The organism is Pseudovibrio sp. JE062 (genome assembly GCF_000156235.1).
In the GTDB taxonomy this organism is placed as follows: Bacteria; Pseudomonadota; Alphaproteobacteria; order Rhizobiales; family Stappiaceae; genus Pseudovibrio.
Map to the genome: position 1 here is coordinate 92,931 of NZ_DS996808.1, position 18,772 is coordinate 111,702.

Genomic DNA, 18,772 nt, shown 5'->3' on the forward strand with positions numbered 1-18,772 from the left:
ACAGGGGCAGTCAGCAGGGTTTTACAAACTCTCTGGGAGTTCCTTTTGGAAGGTCGGTGGAGTGGGCAACAAGCTTTCCCACTCCACGTTGCTTTTGACTACTCGACGTAGTCTTCAGCAAAGAGTTCTGCATCCATGAGTGGGAGTGGCTCAGCAACTCTTGCAGGCGCGTAGTCCATCTGATCCAGAATTTGGGTCTGCAGGTCGATACCTGGTGCGATTTCAACCAGGTGCAGGCCGTCTTCATGCACTTCAAACACAGCACGTTCGGTCACGATCTTGGCTTGCTGGTTGCGCTTCACCACGCCTTCTTTCACCAGATAGGTGATGTGCTGGGCAGTTTCGACGAACTTCTTGATCTTGCCTTCTTTGACGATTTCAAGCTTGCCGTCTTTAACTGCGGTTTTCAGGCCTGCTGTTGTGAAGGTGCCGGTGAAGACCAGACGCTCTGCGTTGTGCGCGATGTTGATGAAGCCACCTGAGCCCGGATTCACCTTGCCGAACTTACTGACATTGATGGTGCCTTTGGAATCGAACTCAGCAAAAGCTAGGGCTGCGAACTTACACAGACCACCTTCGATGACGTCAAACTGAGTCAGGCCATCCACGAGTGCTTCTGGGTTAGCATTGGCTGAGAACTGCCAGCCCATCATAACCACGCCGCCGTAAGAGCCGTGCTCTGTGGTGAATTGGTAGTCGTAGATCTCATCACCATCGAACTTGCCATCTTCTGCCATTACCAGCGGAATGTCGCCGGATGCGCCGAAGCCGAGGATGCCGAGTTCATGCTTCTTGGTTTCCCAGGATGCGCGGCGGGCGATGATCTTGTCGACGCAAACTGGAGGACGTGGCAGTTCGGTCATTTCGATGCGGTTGAGGCCGAGGTAGTTGGCATCATAATCGATGTCGGTGACCATTGGCTGCTGAGCGCTGTCTACCAGAACCACGTGATCCACCAGAGCGCCCGGCAGCTTCACGATGTTGGTTGGGCGACTGCCGCGGTCTACCTTGTTTTCTACCTGTGCAATGACGATACCGCCGGATGCGCGAACGGCTGTTGCAATTGCGATGTTGGAGGACAGCAGCGCTTCGTTCTCAAAAGACAGGTTGCCGTTGTCATCCGCACTTGTTGCACGCAGCAGACCAACATGGATCGGGCGAGTTGGGTAGAACAGATAGTCTTCACCCTTAAATTGGATCTTCTCGACCAGACCGTCCTGCGAGCTTTCGGTGAACTTACCGCCGCATACGTCTGGATCAACAAAGGTGCCGATGCCGGTTTTGGTCAGGTAGCCCGGGCTGCGGCGGGCAACTTCGCGGAACCAATGCATGGATGTGCCCATGGCCCAGCTGAAGCACTCGATCTCATTGTTTTGGATCATCTGCATCAGTTTGGGACGCTCGCCAGTTTCCGGATGAACCGGGTTGAGCATGGAACCTGCCATAATGCGGCGCAGAAGACCTTTCTTCGCAATATGGTCCATACCGCCAATGTGCATTGCATCGCCGGTGCCACATGGGAAGTAGAAATCCAGATTGCTTGGATGACCGGTCGCTTCAAAACGGTCAGAAACACCTTTCAGAAGAACGTCAGGTGTGATCCAGCCAATTACGCCGGTGGAGGCAACGGTGTCGCCGTCTTTGATGACAGACAGAGCCTGTTCCAGGGTTGAAAATTTAGTCACAGCTATCTCCCAGTGATCTATTATTTTTCGAATTTTTTGAAGGTTTCTTGCGCAGCTTCCATCTGGCAATGCTGGCGGAAGAGAGTGTTAAGCTTGGCGTCTTCAGCCTCTCCATCCGCCAGACAAGCATCCAGATACCAGCGCTTTGTCGCTTGTACTGAAACCGGTGGAAGAGCTGCGAGCTGTTCAGCAATGGTGCGAGCAGTCTCAAACAGATCATCCAGAGCAACCACTTCATCCACCAGACCGGTGCGAAGCGCTTCTGTAGCGGTCATGAACTTGTAGCCCCAGGCTGCGCGCTGTGCGTGGCGCGGTGCCATACGAGCATTGAGGGCGTGGAAACCCCATGGGGTGATCCAGCCGTTTGGCACTTCCATGCCTTTGAACTTCACGTTCTCTGCCGCGATGACCACATCACAAGCTGCTGCGAGGAATGCGCCGCCGCCAACAGCATAGCCCTGCACTGCTGCAACGATTGGCTTTGGGCAGAGGGAAATGCGACGCAGGAAAGCTGCTTTGCGCTTCTCAACATCACAGATACCGTCCAGATCAAGCGCACCCAGTTCAGTCAGGTCGCTGCCTGCGCAGAAGGATGGATCGGCCCCGAAGATCACAGCTGCATTGATGGTGTCACAGGTTTCAACCCGCTCCATCGCTGCATCCAGCAGGTCCAGCATTTCTTTGTTTTGCGCGTTGCGCTGTTTAGGCCGATTCAGCTGTATGTAGGCCACTTTGTTTTCGACGGAAAACTCAACTGACATAGTCTGCTCCCAAGTAATCCTGATCCGCTTTGCGCGGTTCAGCTTCCCGTTAATGTCAGAGGAGCTGGAGAGCATTTGTGGTGCCTCTTTGCCCTTCTGAATTGAGAGACAGTCTATTTTTGATTGTCATTTTATTTTATATACAGTAACTCTCTTCCATATATACAGTTTCATAAACCGGATTCAGAAAGAGAAGAAAATGTACGCCAACCTGATCCGAATTGATCGAAATTCAACCGAGAGTTTGCAGACACAAATTCGGCGTCAGTTGGCAATTGCGATTGTAAACAGGCAGTTTCCCGCCCATCGCCCATTACCTTCAATCCGCAAACTTTCCAAAGACTTAGGAGTGAGCGTTACGACTGTCTCCCTAGCTTATGAGAGCTTGAAACAGGATGGTTTTGTTGAGAGCCGAGACCGTGCCGGGATTTATATTCGTGAAGATGCGCTTTTATCCAGTCAGGCTTCAGATCATCTGTACACATCACAATCCGATAGTAGTGATACAGATGTGATTAAGATGGACTTCCGCTCTCATTTCCGCGGGCGGAGTTTTAATATGCCGCGCGTCGTTAAACCAAGCGACAGTCTGGTGCGGTTTCGCTTTCCGTTTATCTGCGGTTTGATTGACCCAAACTTATTTCCAATCGCCAGCTGGCGCGAGTGTATTCGCGACTCGGTGAATGTGGTTGAGATGCGGAACTGGGCAACAGATTACTCTTCCATCGACGACGAGTTACTCGTTGAGCAACTGATGCAGCGTGTGCTGTCGAAGCGCGGGATCATCGCCCACCCCGAAGAGATACTAATCACGTTGGGAGGGCAGCAAGCGCTGTACCTTGCTGTGAAACTGTTGCTACGGACAGGTGAGACGATCGGAATTGAAGATCCGGGATATCCGGACATTCTGAATATGGCGCAGATGGAAAACCTGAATGTGCGCAGGTTGCCGATTGATAAAGGTGGGATGATCCTGAGTGATGAGATCAACCAGTGTAAATGCCTTTACACCACACCGAGCCATCAGTTCCCGACAACTGTCACCATGCCCGTTGAGCGACGGGAAGAACTGCTGCGCATCACGGCGCAAAACCGTCAGTTCATCATCGAGGATGATTACGAGGCAGAGATCGCCTTTGACAAGACGCCGCCTCCTGCACTCAAGAGTCTGGACCGATGTGGGAACGTGATTTATGCGGGCAGTCTTTCCAAAAGCTTGATGCCGGGACTGCGCATTGGTTATCTGGTGGCAGATAGGGAGTTTATCCGCGAGGCCAAGGCGTTACGGCACCACATTCTGCGGCACCCGCCCGTCAACAATCAGCGCAGTGTCGCACTGTTTCTGCAGCGAGGATACTTCGACCGGTTTTTGGCTAAGATTTCGCAGGAGTACAAAAGCAGATGCAAAACAATGCATCAGTCGCTTGAAGCGCATTTTCCGGGTGCTTCTGTACTGCCGGAGTTTGGTGGGGGAAGCATCTGGTTGAAATTGCCAGAAGACATTGATGCTGGGAAGTTACAGCAGAAGGTGATGGAATCCAGCGTTTACTTTGAAACGGGCGGCTTCACATTCTCTAATCCAAGCGAGAACCTGAACCACATCCGCTTGGGATATTCTGTCATAGACAATGCTCTTATTCCGGAAGGAATAGAGCTCATAGCCAAGGCGGCATTGGGAGGAAAGTAAAAGAGGCAGCCGGGGCCGCCTCTTTTGTGTTTCTTAAAGGTCAGCAGTGTTCACCGTCAAAGTTCCATCATCCTTCCGCTCAATCGCGGAATACTGGGAACGGAACAAATGCGGGAAGTCTGTGCGGGCTGCTTTGACCATGCAGTACGTTGCCAGGAAGCTGAGAGCCACCAGTGGAATAGTTGGCACCAAGGCCAACGTGATGACCACATCAAGACCACCCACTAGGATCACACCAAAGCTGATGCCAACAATGATCAGGCACCAGATCATTCTGGATGACGTGGAAGGCTCAACATCACCACTGATGTTCTTGTTCGTCATGGACGCCAGATTACGGGTACATGCTTCAATCGTGGTGATCACGAAGATCGCCACCATGACCAGATAGATTGGCACAGCCAGTGCTGGAAGTGGGGTGTTGCTCAACGCCAGCGCTACTGTAGACGGAATACCGTGTTCATTGAAGTTTGCGGCAAGATCAACAGTGCCGGAGAGCTGAAGCTGAACAGCAAAAGCACCCAGAATTGCGAAGAACACGAAGGCGGACAGAGAGCCGTAACCAACGCAGCCCAGCACAACGTTTTTCAGAGTTCTGCCGCGAGACACGCATGCTACGAACAGGCCCATCTGAGGTGCATATGCGATGTACCAAGCCATGTAGAACACGCTCTGGTCCTGCGCATAACCGTTGGACAGGCCGTAAGTATCCGTCCAGGTGAACACGTGTGGCATAAGCTCCATTGCATTACCGAAGATGCTTGTGAAGCTGTTCATGATGTAAGCCGTTGGGCCAAACAGGATCATCGCACCCAGCACCACAACAACGAGCCAGCCGTTGAAGTCTGAGAGCAGTTTCATGCCTTTCGAAATGGTTTTGGAAAGGGAGTACATGGTCAACGCACCGAAGAAGAGCAGAACGCCCACTTCCACGAACATGGTGTGCTCGATACCGATGAACACGGAAAGCAGACCAGCCAGCAGCGGAATAGCAAGACCAAGGGTCGTGCCGATACCACCGATCAGACCGAAAACAGCGAATGCATTGATTGCAGTGCCGATTGGTCCCTCAACCCGCTTTTGTCCGAGAACTGGCTCAAAACAGAGAGCGAAACGCTGCACTTTTGGCTTACGTGCAAATAAGAAGTACGCGAATGGAAGGCCGAGCGCCATGTAGCCTACCCAAAGGAACGGGCCCCAGTGGATCAGACCATAAGCAAGCGCATCTTCAGCAGCTTTTGCAGAGAATGGTTCTGCACCAGCAGGAGCAGAGGCCATGGTAATCATAGGCTCAACCATGGACCAGTTGACCACGCCGATACCGAAACCGGCTGCCAAGATCATGAAAGCCCAGCTTGAATCGTTAAAGGCTGGTTTATCATCTGCATTGCCCAGCTTTACGTTGGCCAGTGGGCCAAAGGCCACCCACGCCAGGAAGAACAGGCCAATGGTGCCATAAGCCATGTATGCCCAGCCAAAGCTGTGCGACACGAAGTTATTGATTGCTGTGATGTAAGGATTGAGTGCCTCACCCATCAGGATCATCGGAATGATGATCGCAAGGCTGAAGAGTAGACTTGGCAAGAAAATGGACTTGTCCAAGCTGGGCTTAAGTATCTCCCCCTTATTTGTGGTTGGTTTTGTCATGGGTTCCTCCAAAGCCATAATATCTCTCCCGATGTTTGGCCTTCAGACAAGGGTTTCGGCGGCGTCAGGCCGCACGAGCCCCTTTGCAGGAAGCAGCATCCTTACGGCTACAGCTTCCTACAGTTACTTGTGGTCAGTTTGAATGTGACTAGGTGCTACAATGCGCTGTTATTCACGCGCATTTTCTGGCGGATTTGCTCCGGATCCAGATCTTTGTATTTCACTGCACTTTCGAGTGAAATTTTGGTTGCGACAGCCGCTGCATGCCCCATCTCAAAGCACTGAGCAGTCACGCGGGCAGATGCCAACGCCTCATGCTCTGCGCTCAGGCAACGGCCGGCGACAATTGTATTGTCCAACTCCTCAGGAACAAGCGTGCCCCAAGGGATCTCGTAGTAGTCGTTCATCAGCCAATGCAGCTTGCTCTGCTTGCCTGCATGCAACTCGATTGGCCAGGATGAGCGGGCAATGCCGTCCGCTGGCTTTTCGCAGTTCACGACCTGATCGTTTGTCAGTGTTTTCGTGCCACGGATCGTCCGAGTCTGGCGCACGCCGATCTCTGGCGGCATATCGATCAGCTGTGTTTTCTCAAAGCCCTCAACGTTCTCCTTGAAGAAGGCATGATAGTCACGGGCTGAACGGCGGCCATAGATCTCTGCATAGGTTCGGTCAGCTGGATTGATGACATTCAGCATCCGGCCACCTTGCCCCGCAAGGCGAGTGCAGTTCATCAAAAACACACCGTCCTGCGGTGTTGGGAAGACCCAGACCTTGTCCCGCGGCAGATGACGCTCACCACTTGCGTTGACTTCGCGGATCTTCTCGGTGACCTCAGCCGGTGAAATGGTGTCCTCGCCAAAGACCTTATAAAAGCCTTCTGCTTCCACGTTGGAAAGACGGAACATCATGGTTGGGTTCTGGATGTTGCCCTTGTCGCCATAGGAATGCTCACACCCGGCCTTTGCCAGTACAGCGGCATCACCGGTCGCATCAATGAAAGCCTTGGCTTTCAGGAACGTACTTCCGGCTGAACTTTCCAGTTTGATCGCTTTGATGCGCTGATCCTCTCTCATCACCTCAGTGATGAGGCAGTGATACAAACATGTTACACCAGCTTCTTCCAGCAGATCATCGGCTACCTCGCGCCAGCGCAGTGGGTCGAATGTCAACACATGCGTGTTGCCGTAGATCTGGGGCTCTGTAACGCCCTGCTTACCTTCCAGTCTCTGACGAAACTCTTCTGCAAAACCAAAGACGACCTGCTTAGGTGTTTTCTTGGCGATTTCATCCTGCGTCAGGTACAGACCGCAGATCGTCCCAGACAGACCGGCTGTTGCAGCGCCACCGCAAAAGCCATTCTTCTCGACAAGGATTGTTTTAAGGCCATCCCGGGCGCTCATCACAGCCGCAGCAACACCTGCCGGGCCACCTCCACACACTACAACATCAGCCTCGTCCAACACCGGACTGTCGACTGCGCTTAATGCTAATTCCTTCCAAGCCATATCGCCACTCACATATAAGATAACATATTGTTATATAACGCTAATATGAGAGGATGAGCTGACTTATGAGCCCTCTCTTCCTAACTAACATATTGTGAAACACATCACGAAGAGCGGGCACTGACAAAAGTAGAAGAACGTACATACAGTCAGCTAAAATAGTCACTGACAGTGTTGTGGCGAGTAGCCCTAAATTCTCACTCACACAAAAATTGTCATTACAAAACAAATAGATAATCGATAATCTATTGGGGCGACTGTTATGCCCTATGTATACAGATAGAAATTACACAGCAGTCATCTGTACATATACTTGCGCACAGCTAAGCACTATTACCAGATATACAGTTTGAAACTTATCCTAAGTACAAATGTGGAAATAAACAGATTGCTTCACTCGCAGATTCCATTGCTCTAGCTTCACCGCCAGAATTTACATGCCAGCTTAAGCAAGCGGAGCACCAGGTGTCTGATTTCCAAGCAACAACACAAGCAGCTTTTGCCAAGGCTGAGATAGAGCGCAAAGTCATTTTCAGGGAGCTGGATACGGAGCAGCTTTACTCAGAAAACAAACTCTCTGCCATATTACAGCTTGGACGCACTCCCGTCAGAGAAGCCCTTCAGGCTCTGGAACAGGAAGACATGCTGAAAGTGCATGCACGAAAGGGTGTCGAGTTTCTGGAGATTTCAGCAGCGCAGCAACTTCAGCTTTTGGAGATCCGCAAAGAGATTGAACCGACTTGCATCAAATATGCGATCCTGCGTGGTAGCAGCGAACACCGCGTTCATATGTTGCAACTGGCGCAGAACATTTTGGAAAGCGCGCAGGGCGATGAAGATGCCAGTCTGCTGGAGGCATTGAGAGGCATTCACTTCGCTATCACCAATGCCAGCGGCAACCCATACTTTCACCATGCGCTCGCCCGCGTACAGAGCCAATCCCGTCGGTTCTGGTTTGCCAATAAAACGCGTGACGACACCATGGTCTGTAGCCAGTTCCACGCAGACATCATGCGCTCAGTCGCTATTGGTAATGAGATTGCCGCGAAGGAGCAGCTCTTGAAGCTTCACGAGTATCTTGCCGGGAGTGCGCTGAAAGTCATCAAACTCTCAGCCAACTGATCCTCTGCGATGAGATCACCGCAGAGGATGGGATGGATTAAACATCGATACCCATGATCAGTCTTGGCAGAGCCAGCGACAGTTCCGGGAAGAAGGTGACGATGAGAACCATCGGCAGATGCCCAAGCAGCAGGAACTTGAGTGTGATGCCCACATACTTATCCAGCGTGAGCTTGCTCACCCCGGCGGCCATATAGAGCATGGGCGCACACGGTGGGGATACATTCCCCAGCCCCAGATTGGTGCCAACAATCGCTGCAAAGTGAATTGGATGAACGCCAATCTCCGTTGCCACCGGAAGCAATACAATTGCCGCCAACACACTGCCGGATACATCATCCACGATCATACCAATGAGCAGCAAAATAAGGTTGATCAGCAACAGGATCAGGATCTTGTTTTCCGTCAGCGAGATGAGTACTTCAGCCACCTCACGCGGCACTTGCTGCAGGATCATTGCCCGGCTCATCACAAACAGGAAGAACAGCACTGCGATGATGGAACTCGTGGTGATCGCCGCCCGCACAAAGGCTGCCGGAATATCCTTGAAGCTCAGCCCTTTATAGATGAACACCCCAACAACAATCGCATAAACCAGTGAGATTGCAGCAGCTTCTGTTGGCGTGGCAATACCGGAGTAGATCACTCCCAGCACCAGCAATGGCATCATCAGCGCCCAGAATGCCTTCAGCCCGCTGCTGGCAACATTCTGCGCCGCTTCCCTAAACGGCAAAGGTTCCTCGACCTGAATGGTATCCACCTTGCGCAGGAAGAAGAAGTTGAGGCCGATGTAAACCAGAGCCAGCAGGACGCCCGGAATAACTGTCGACAGAAAAGCTGCCCCCACAGATAAGCCACCAGTAACCGCAAACACAATCATCGGAATAGACGGCGGGATCATCAGCGCCAACACAGAAGAACACGCAACCAACGCCGTTGCGTGGCCAACCGGATAGCCTTCCTTCACCATCCGCGGGATCATGATCTGCCCAATCGCCGCAATGGCGGCAGATGACGAGCCAGAGATCGCACCGAACAAGGCACAGGTGATGACGGTCACCGCACCAAGCCCGCCTTTCATACGCCCGACAAACGCATTCACGAAACTGAGCAGGCGATCTGATATGCCGCCTTCTGCCATCAGCGTTCCGGCTAGGACGAACAGTGGCAGCGCCAGCAAAGCGAAGCTGAGTGTGGTCTGATAGGCGTAAGGGATCAGGAAGGAAACGTTTGAGTCTGAAGCAATGCCGAACACCAGCGCACCAACACCAAACGCAAACGCGATTGGCATTTCAGCCAGCAACAGCACGACGATAAGCAGAAGAGAGGCAAGAAAAATGAACATGATTAGCCCTTCTTCACGACTGAAAGTCTTGTTTTAAGATCAATGGTTTGATTGATGGCTTGCAGCGAGAGGTAGATGATGGTGCCTGCAAAGCCGATGATCATGGAGGCAGACCACAGCCCCTTTGGCCAGCGCATGTAAGAACTTGCGCGCCCACGCTCTATTTCAAAGATCGCGTACTTGCTGGCGTAATACCCAAACACCAGACAGGCAGCTATGCTGGCCAGTGTCATAATCAAGCGGATGCCTTGGATCTTTCGCGGGCTTTTGATCAGCAGTGTCACGATGCCACCGTGAATGTGCTCTCCATTACGGGTCACATAAGCAAGCCCCAGAAAGTAAAACCAGGCTCCCATCAGCAGAGCAAGCTCTTCAATGCCGACAAACGGCAGCGCAAACACATAGCGGAGCAGAACCTGCACAAACATGATTGCAGCAAGACCAATGCCCATCAGCACCAGACCGAAATAGAGAGACCTTTCCAGAAGCCGCTCCGCTTTCAGCAGCGCAGCCATACTTCCGGATTGCGGACCTTCGGGGATTGCGGTGACATGGTCCGGCGGTTCTGTTTCAGTAATTTCCGGATCATAGATGAATGAAGCGACCTGCACCGGCGCACGCGGGTGCTGTTTAGACTCGCGGTTCACGGTCATATGCCTCCCAACCGAAGACCGGAGCACGCTCCGGCCTTCTCTTCAATTATTATTAGTTTGCAGCAGCTTGGCGGATCTGGCTCATGATCTCAGAGCCAATAATTTTCTCCATGGCTGGCCATTCCGTTTCATGAGCAATCTTGCGTGCAGCTGCCAGCTGGGCATCATCCAGTTCAACCACCTTGATCCCGGCATCTCTGGCTTTTTGCAGGAACTCTTCACTCTTTGCTTGCGCTTCTCCCCAAGACCACTCAAGTGTGGTGTCGATCGCAGTTTGCAGGGCTTCACGATCAGTCGTCTCAAGGCCTTCCCACCAGTCCTTGTTCACTAGCCAGAAGGCGTGCTCGAAATAGTCATTGGTGAGGATGTTGGTTTCCAGAACGTCACGCAGTGAGTAAGTCTCAACCGCGGTTGAGAATGAACGCGCATCGACCGTACCAAGCTGAAGGGCGGTGTAAACCTCTGCCAGTGGGATCGGCACAGCTGAGAAACCCAGATTGTTGAAGCGTTCCACTGCCATCGGCAGACCCGGAACACGGATCTTCAGGCCATTGGCATCATTAGGAAAATTGACCGGCGCCTTGCCAACGCCTTTGCGGATTACAACAGAACCAAAGTCCGTCGGAATAATCCCGACCGCGTGCAAGCCGAGTTCATGAAGTATACCGTTGTAGATATCCAGCATGTCTGAGCCCGGACCATAAAGCTTCTGCGCCTGCTCCCAGTTGGAAACCACATAGCCGAGGTAAGCGAGATCCAACCGACCATCAAACTCAGATGCACCCCATGTCAGGCTCATTGGCACGACACCCTGCATGGACTGTTCAAACAGGGAGGTCCAGTCACCAAGATCGCCGCCGGGGTGATAATCAATGTTGATGGCTTTGCCGTCCAGCTCTCCCATAAAACGCTCAGAAAGCGCGTGAAACACGTGATCCGTGTTCATCGCATGCGCCAGGATCAGGCTTTCCTCTGCTTGCGCCTGTCCGCCGGCAAATCCAGCCATGCCCAGTGACAAAGCCAATGCCGTTGTGCGTGAAAATCTCTTAAGTGCCCCAATCATATCCTCTCCCTTTCTGAAAGCAGCTTTTTATGTTGCTTCAGTCAGAGACCGCAGAACGGGAGACACGACACCTCATTTCCGGAAAGGATCTTTCCAGATGAACAAGACAAACATTTGCGAAGGTATGCAGACAGACTGATCCAACACCAGAGCATTTGCTCGAAGCTTAATTGAGCTCACCGACGAAAGTCGCTGCGGGGTTGCGCACTTGTCGCCACTGCCCCAGATCAGTTCCAGTTCTCTTCACACTCCTGCCACGGTTCCCAACCAAAGCAAGTGAAGCTTCCAGCAAAACCAAGACCCAATGCCTTAACTCCGCTCATCCTCTCCACTCCCAAAACCATACCCCGCATCCGCATACCTGCTTATATACAGTTTGATTTTCCATTGGGTGCAATGGGCAAGGATGTTTTGCATGCAAGATTCTGCGAGATGATTTCATTCCACTCAATACTGGACAAACAGTCTTGCGTTGGCGCCGTGGTCTACGGCTTCGTCGGAGAGGAGGCCGTAGTAGTTGACGTTGAGTTGGATGTGTTCAGTGAGGTTGGATTGGAGGCCGGTTTCGATCAGGGCGACGTTGCGGGCGATTGGGACGCTGGCCACGGTGAACGGATTGCCGCTGTCGATGAAGCTTTGGGTGTAGTCCAGCGTTTCAGCGGAGGCGTATTGCCAGGCTGCCAGCCCGACGAAACTGGTGTCGCCGTAAAGGTAGTTGGAAAGATCAAACTCGCCGCGTGTTCCAAGTGTCAGGAAGGTGAGGGAGTTGGACTGGCTGTCGGCCTTCAGTGCCGCTGCACCACCGCTTTCATTAAAGCCGGGGCCGGTGAGATAAGCGTAGGCAACACCAGCGAAAGGTTCCAGATTGCCATAGGTGCTTTCCAGCGTGTAGCCTAGCTCGCCAAACACCTGAACGGAGCCGGCAAACTGGTCAGCTGAAAGCGTTTCTTCCGGGAAGAGGGCCACATCACGATCGGTTGCAATGTTGTACCATGTACCAGCAACACCGCCGCGCAGTTTGACATTGTCGATCGGGTTGGCACTTGCGTAGCCGCCCACGCTGTAGCTGTCACTGTCTGAAGAGGCATCTATGGAGCTGATGTCGATGGAGGTGCGGCCAAAGCCAGCAACCACACCGAGCTGGACCATATCGAAGTAGGTCGCATCAACACCGACCAGAACGCCGCCAACGCTTCTGCCGGTGGTGCGGGCGTTGCCGTCAGAGAAGAACTCACCCCAGCTGCCGTAGACCTGACCCCACATCTCAAAGTCACCGACGGTGCGGGTAACCATGTCGTCATCCACTTCTGACGCAAAGGCGCTGTGGGCCTTGTAAAGCCGGTCATTCACAGCTTGACGTAGGAAGCGGCTATCGGCGAGGAGGATTGCCCGGGTTGACGCGTTAATTTCACCGGAGAGGGGATCAAGAAGCGCCTTGATCTGTGCGTTGTTCATTGGGGCAAGGTGTGTGAACAGGTCACCGCTTTCATTGATGGTGTCCAGCGCCAGCGTGACAGAGTGTTCGTTGCGCGTTGTCGCCAGACCGTTGAAGTTGTTGGAACTGCGGATGAACTGGATCGCAACGTCGTTGTCATCACCAGGAATACCGTAGAGCACGTTTACATCCAGCATGAACATGTCGTGGCTGACGGAGCTGAATGTACCAGTTAACAACGATCCTCCAACGGAGAGATTGTCGATAATGACGAACTCATCACCAATCTTCACGGGTGTCGGGCCCGCGACATTCACTAGATCAAGGGCAACACCGGTCAGGTCTACACTGCCACCTGCCAGGATCTCGATCTGATCCGCATTTGCCATTCCGGTAACAGGGTCGGAACCGATCTCCATTTCCAACGTGCCGCCGGTACCTGTGGCATCCAGACTGCCGAGCGTGATGGTGCCGAAGGAGGCGCCGGGAGCGATGATGCCGCCATTCAGAGTGACACTGCCGCTGACCGTTCCATATCCTTCCAGCCGTCCGTCTGAGTTGACCGTCAGGCTACCTGCCAGAGTGGAGCTGTCTGTCGAAGACGCTCCGATCCGCATGGTGCCGCCGTTGATGGTGGAGCTGACCAGTGATTTGGTGCCATCTGAGAGAATTAGTGTGCCAGCACCGTTCTTGAGGAAGGTGCCGCCACCGGGAGAAGCGTTGCCAGTCCAGGTGAGGGAGGCACCTGCATTGGCCATATCGATGGCGTTGTCGTTGCTGTTCACTTGCAGTTTAGTGGTATCGACGGTTTCACTGCCTGTGCCCAGATAGAACAGGGTGCCGCCATTGATGATCACATCACCGGAACCAATGGCGGAGGTGGAGAAGCCTTCTAAACCAACAGTACCAGAATCAATTTCAATATCAGCAGAATAATCAGAGTTGTCGCCCAGCAGGTTAACTTCGCCCGGGCCGGTGAAGGTGACCTGATCTGAACCTGTGAGACCTGACATGATGTTGATCTGACCGACCACATCAGTTGTACCCACCACGTTCCCGGTACCAGAGAAGGCGAGTTCATTGATGGTGACTGTGCTGCCGCCTGTGTAGGTCAGGGTTGAGGAGTTCAGTGTGATGCCCACATTGCCATTGCCGATGTTGGCGCCGTCATTGAAGATCAGCTCTGTGTCTGTGATGCCAAGGTCACCGGTCCATGAGCTGTTGGTGCCGGTGAGGGTGGCTGTTTGGCCGCCATCGATGGACAAGTTGCCTGAACCAGAAAGGTTGGAGGAGATTTCCAGATCGACCGTATTGTCATCAATATCGATTGTGTTGCTTGTGCCGCTGGCAATGGCAATCCTTGAAAGATTGACGTCTGTGGTGCCCTGGTAAAGCAGATTACCATTGCTGAGGGTGGTTGTGCCAAGCCCCAGACGATCCGGATCGGTAAACTCGACGGAACTGTTTTCCTGAACGATGAGGCCACCGGAGAAACTGTTGTCGCCTTGCAGGTTGACCGTACCGCCAGACCCAATGGTGAGAGTTCCCGGGGAGCTTCCGCCATCTGTGATATCGCCCGTCAGTGTCAGGGTGCGCCCGGATTGTACATCCAGCGTCCCATCATCGTGCATCTTGAAGTTGTTGGTAATGGTCGCATCCGAGCCGGAAACATAACTCAGATCACCACCGTAAAAGAGAACTTCCCCTGTGCCGATGTTGGCTGCGGCTCCAAACTCTACAGTACCAGCTGCTAGGTCCAGCCCACCGCTGAAGTTGCTGGTTGCTCCGCCCAGAACCAGTGTTCCTGTTCCGAGTTTTTTCAGCAAGCCAGTGCCGCTGATGTCATTGCTGGCGGTGAGTGTATCGCCGGAGCCAACTGTTATGGCAGAGGTGCCCGTCAGGTCGAAGCCGTTGGCGATCGTTGCCGTGGTGCCATTAAAGATGAGATTACCGTTGTTGAGCGCAATATTGCCCGTGCCAAGATTGCTGGCACTGGTGAAGCCGACGGTGCTGTTTTCCTGAACGGTCAGGCCAGCGGTAAACGTGTTGGTTCCACCCAGATTGACAGTGCCGCCAGACCCAATGGTGAGCATGCCCGGTGTGCCATCGCCGTCTGTGATGTTGCCTGAGATGGTTAGGGCGCGGCCAGACTGCAAATCAATCGTGCTGTCATCAAAGAGCTCAAGATTATTCGTGATCGTCGCCGATGTGCCGATAAAACTCAGGTTCCCGCTGTCCAGTCCGATGTCACCTGTGCCCAGATCATTGGAGTCTGCGAAGCCAACCGTACTGTTCTCCTGAATGACAAGACCGCCGGAGAAGGTGTTGGATCCACGCAGATTGACTGTACCGCCGGACCCGATGGTCAGCGTGGCGGGGGAGCCTCCACCGTCAATTACGTTTCCGGTGATGGTGAGCGTACGCCCGGATTGCACATCAAGCGTACCGTCATTGTGCATTTCAAATGTGTTTGTGAGGGTGGCGTCAGATCCTGAGACGTAGCTCAGATCACCACCGTAATAGATGATGTTTCCAGTACCGATGTTGGCTGCTGCGCCAAACTGAACAGTCCCTTCGGCCAGATCCAATCCACCACTAAAACTGCTGCCCGCTCCACCAAGAACGAGTGTTCCATCACCGAACTTCTTCAGGCGGCCCGAACCGCTGATGTCATTGCTGACTGTAAGCGTATCGCCGGTTCCGACGGTCATGGAGGATGTGCCGTCCAGATCAATGAGGTTGCTGATGGTAGCCGTTGTTCCGTTGAAGGTGAGGTTGCCGTTGTCCAGTTCAACAGTGCCACTGCCGAGATCATCGGAATCTGAGAACCCAACCGTGCTGTTCTCCTGAACCACTAGGCCGCCAGAGAAGGAGTTGGTGCCTTGCAGATCAACCGTACCGCCGGACCCGATGGTCAGCTTGCCGGGAGAACCGCCGCCATTGACGATGTTGCCTGTGATTGTGAGGGTTCGTCCGGACTGCACATCAAGCGTGCCGTTGTTGTGCATTTCAAATGTGTTGGAAATGGTCGCATCTGAGCCGGAAACAAAACTCAGGTCACCACCATAATAGATGATATTGCCCGAGCCGATACTGGCTGCGCTCCCAAACTGAACAGTTCCGTCAGCCAGATCCAACCCACCGCTGAAGTTGCTGCCTGTTCCGCCCAGCACAAGTGTTCCGTCGCCGAGTTTTTTCAGGCGGCCTGAACCCGAGATGTCATTGCTGACGGTGAGCGTGTCGCCCGACCCAACTTCCATGGAAGAGGTGCCGTCGAGATCAAACAGATTGTTGACTGTGGCTGTCGTGCCGCTAAATGTGAGATGGCCGCTGTTGAGCTCAATCGGGCCACTGCCAAGATGGGAGGCGGTGGAGAAAACAACCTCTGTGCCATCAATATCGGCACCGCCGGTCCAGGTGTTGTTGCCTGACAGTGTGGTTATGCCATTGCCTTCAAACCTAACTTTGCCGTTACCGATGATGTCTCCGGAAAGAGTGAGGTTGCCGTTGGAGGTTTCGAATGTGGCGTCATTCACTGCACCCACATTTGTGACTTCAATATCACCGCTGATAGTCGTGCTGCCAGTGGTCACAACTTTGCCGCCGACAAAATCGAGTTGAGCGTTTCCTACCGCGTTGGTTCCGGTGAAGACGGCTGTCGCGTTTTCCTCAAAGAACATTTTGCCAGAAAACCGGCTGTTATTATTCGTTATCTGAGTGGTGCCGTTTTCAAAAAGGACTTCGCCTGAACCCGATGAGACAGAGACCAGATCTGCCATAAGATGATTTCCACCGGAGCTCGTGGTGTTAATCACAATCTTGGAGCCGTTTAGCATGTAAATGTCGTCTACCCTGAGGTAGCCGGCGGAACGTGCAGCTGCGTTTTCTTCCCCACCAATGTTGATGGTTCCTTGGCCTTCCAGAACTATGTCGCCAGTTGGCGCAAAAAGCTGACCGCTCTCATAGAGGTTTATAGTGCCCTCGTTGAAACCGTTTCCAACTTCTATGAAAACGAAATTTCCTGACTGAGTGACTGACGCACCCTCATAAACGTTCAGCGTGCCGTTTGCGTTTGCAACACCGATCTCTACCAGTTGACCGATGGGTACTGTCGTTCCACTGAACACATTCAGTGTTCCATCAGCCCCGTTTTGACCGATGCGCAATCCATTTGTGCCATTAATTGTGAAGGGAGGATTGTTGATGGTGCCAGTAATAACGGTCTGAGCGTTCACCCGTTCCACCTGAAGGCTGAACAGGCAGGCAAACGCGAGACCCGCAAGTGCAGTTGTTCCGAGAAGACGCTCACTGTACCACATTTCAACCCTCACACATTTGCCAGCAACAGCAGTTCGGAGACAGTTGTTCGGTCGAGCACAGCCGTCACGGAAAGCTGCGCAGAGCAGAACGCAGTTTCAGTGTAAGTAATCGCATTAGTAATCTGTTAAGATTTCTTTGCGTCACACAAGTATGCTGTATTCGACTGAAGAGCTATAAAGTGATACGCAAAACATTTTTCACAAACTATAGATTACCTGAACCGAATATATGTATTAATAGAGTTTTTATTTATTAAATTAGATTTAATTGTGAATTTGATTTTGTGTTGGTGAAATATACTTAATGTAAAGCCGATAGGTAGACATCAGTTTATTTCTACTGCTTTTGTTGTGTAACTAAGACATCTGGCACAGGCAGTCCTGTTATTGCACTCTCAATCGTCATCTCATCAAGCACATCCAGAAATGCGCTGGAGGCTCGCTGCATCAGAGGTTTCAGGCGGCAGGAGGGCAGGAAGCAGCAATGAATTTCACCGCACTCGCTCTGACGTAAACATTCAACAACGGCAAAGTCATTCTCGACGGCACGAACAACATCCCCAACACTGATATGCTTTGCCAGACGGCCAAGCTTGAAGCCACCGCCACGACCACGCATGGTCTCCAGTATGCCCGCACGCGAGAGCTGGTTGACCAGTTTCATCACATGCCCGCGCGAAAAGCCTTGCTGCTGAACCACCTGATCGATGCGCTGAATTACATCTGGTTGCATGGCGCATTGCATTGTGAGTCGCAGAGCAAAATCGCTCGCCTGATTTAATCGCATCGTGAAGCTCCAAAGATATATCCACCGTATATCATATCTCTTCGCGTCTCTGAACATGAAAGATAAAGAACCCTCAGCTTGCTGATATCATTCAGAAAATTGCGAGAATTACATGTTCATTGAGATTGAGAGGACAATCTCAGAGTCTAAAAGATGTAAATTATATATTCCATTTAAGCGGCGATATGATAAACATATATATGAAATAGATATTTAAGAATCGCGGTGGAGCAGCTCGCGATGTACAGCACGTGTCGTGATCTTTTCTGTTCTCAAACTCCCAGGAAAAGCGGCGCGTGCTGTGCTGCTCAGCATGCTCTCACACCCTCAGCTCCACTCGAGTTTCTGCAAATGTTTGGAGGTAAGTCATGTTACCCGCAATTGTTTTAGTGGCCGAAGGTCTCGTCGTTCTTTGGTTCCTGCTGTTTCTGACAATGATCACCAGCACTTATCTGGATGGAAAAAACTACGGAACCGCAATCAGGACCAGAGTCGAACAGGCCTTCCTCAAACACATCCGCAATTTTGTTGTTCTCGGCATCACAACAGCCTGTCTCTTCACCCTCGCCGAAGCCTTTGAACTCGTCTGACGAAACAAAAGGAGAGCCCTATGAACCTCTACCCCTATCTCCCCGCCATCTTCATCTGGGCCATAGTCCCAGCCCCCCTCTGGATCTGGCTCTGCGTCTCCTGGTTTGTTTGAGAGGTGAGGGGAGGCTCTGAAGAGAGGTCTGACCGTCGACACCACCTCACTCGTTTTTAT

The 18,772-nt window shown here is 52.4% G+C and carries 12 protein-coding genes; 3 read left to right on the top strand and 9 right to left on the bottom strand.

Going from position 1 to position 18,772, the window contains the following annotated elements; all coding sequences use genetic code 11:
- Positions 1-98: 98 nt before the first annotated feature.
- On the bottom strand, positions 99-1,685 hold the full coding sequence (locus tag PJE062_RS10475; RefSeq protein ID WP_008549355.1) for a CoA-transferase: 1,587 nt from the start codon (positions 1,683-1,685) through the stop codon (positions 99-101).
- Between the two features lie 20 nt (positions 1,686-1,705).
- Complete coding sequence (locus PJE062_RS10480; RefSeq protein ID WP_037036728.1) at positions 1,706-2,446, bottom strand: enoyl-CoA hydratase/isomerase family protein; 741 nt, start codon at positions 2,444-2,446, stop codon at positions 1,706-1,708.
- Between the two features lie 199 nt (positions 2,447-2,645).
- Between PJE062_RS10480 and PJE062_RS10485 the strand changes: the two genes are divergently transcribed.
- A complete protein-coding gene (locus PJE062_RS10485) occupies positions 2,646-4,133 on the top strand; it encodes a PLP-dependent aminotransferase family protein (RefSeq protein ID WP_008549015.1) in 1,488 nt (495 codons plus the stop codon).
- Between the two features lie 33 nt (positions 4,134-4,166).
- Here the strand turns inward: PJE062_RS10485 and PJE062_RS10490 are convergent, their stop codons facing one another.
- On the bottom strand, positions 4,167-5,780 hold the full coding sequence (locus PJE062_RS10490; protein WP_008549354.1) for a BCCT family transporter: 1,614 nt from the start codon (positions 5,778-5,780) through the stop codon (positions 4,167-4,169).
- Between the two features lie 155 nt (positions 5,781-5,935).
- On the bottom strand, positions 5,936-7,285 hold the full coding sequence (locus PJE062_RS10495; RefSeq protein ID WP_008549045.1) for an FAD-dependent oxidoreductase: 1,350 nt from the start codon (positions 7,283-7,285) through the stop codon (positions 5,936-5,938).
- 465 nt (positions 7,286-7,750) lie between these two features.
- Here PJE062_RS10495 and PJE062_RS10500 point away from each other — a divergent pair, with 465 nt between their 5' ends.
- Positions 7,751-8,407: a GntR family transcriptional regulator gene (locus PJE062_RS10500; RefSeq protein ID WP_008549451.1), complete on the top strand. Its 657-nt coding sequence runs from the start codon at positions 7,751-7,753 to the stop codon at positions 8,405-8,407.
- A 37-nt stretch (positions 8,408-8,444) separates the two neighbouring features.
- Here the strand turns inward: PJE062_RS10500 and PJE062_RS10505 are convergent, their stop codons facing one another.
- From PJE062_RS10505 to PJE062_RS10525, 5 genes are all read right to left on the bottom strand, one after another.
- Positions 8,445-9,752, bottom strand: a complete 1,308-nt coding sequence (locus tag PJE062_RS10505) for a TRAP transporter large permease (protein ID WP_008549189.1) — start codon at positions 9,750-9,752, stop codon at positions 8,445-8,447.
- Positions 9,753-9,754: 2 nt separating this feature from the next.
- A complete protein-coding gene (locus PJE062_RS10510; protein ID WP_008549268.1) occupies positions 9,755-10,405 on the bottom strand; it encodes a TRAP transporter small permease in 651 nt (216 codons plus the stop codon).
- A 52-nt stretch (positions 10,406-10,457) separates the two neighbouring features.
- Positions 10,458-11,468, bottom strand: a complete 1,011-nt coding sequence (dctP, locus tag PJE062_RS10515; RefSeq protein WP_008549393.1) for a TRAP transporter substrate-binding protein DctP — start codon at positions 11,466-11,468, stop codon at positions 10,458-10,460.
- A gap of 447 nt (positions 11,469-11,915) precedes the next feature.
- Complete coding sequence (locus tag PJE062_RS10520) at positions 11,916-17,222, bottom strand: autotransporter domain-containing protein (RefSeq protein ID WP_008549164.1); 5,307 nt, start codon at positions 17,220-17,222, stop codon at positions 11,916-11,918.
- 337 nt (positions 17,223-17,559) lie between these two features.
- A complete protein-coding gene (locus PJE062_RS10525; RefSeq protein ID WP_371256275.1) occupies positions 17,560-18,066 on the bottom strand; it encodes an Rrf2 family transcriptional regulator in 507 nt (168 codons plus the stop codon).
- Between the two features lie 311 nt (positions 18,067-18,377).
- Between PJE062_RS10525 and PJE062_RS10530 the strand changes: the two genes are divergently transcribed.
- A complete protein-coding gene (locus PJE062_RS10530) occupies positions 18,378-18,599 on the top strand; it encodes a hypothetical protein (RefSeq protein WP_008549137.1) in 222 nt (73 codons plus the stop codon).
- Positions 18,600-18,772 lie beyond the last annotated feature (173 nt).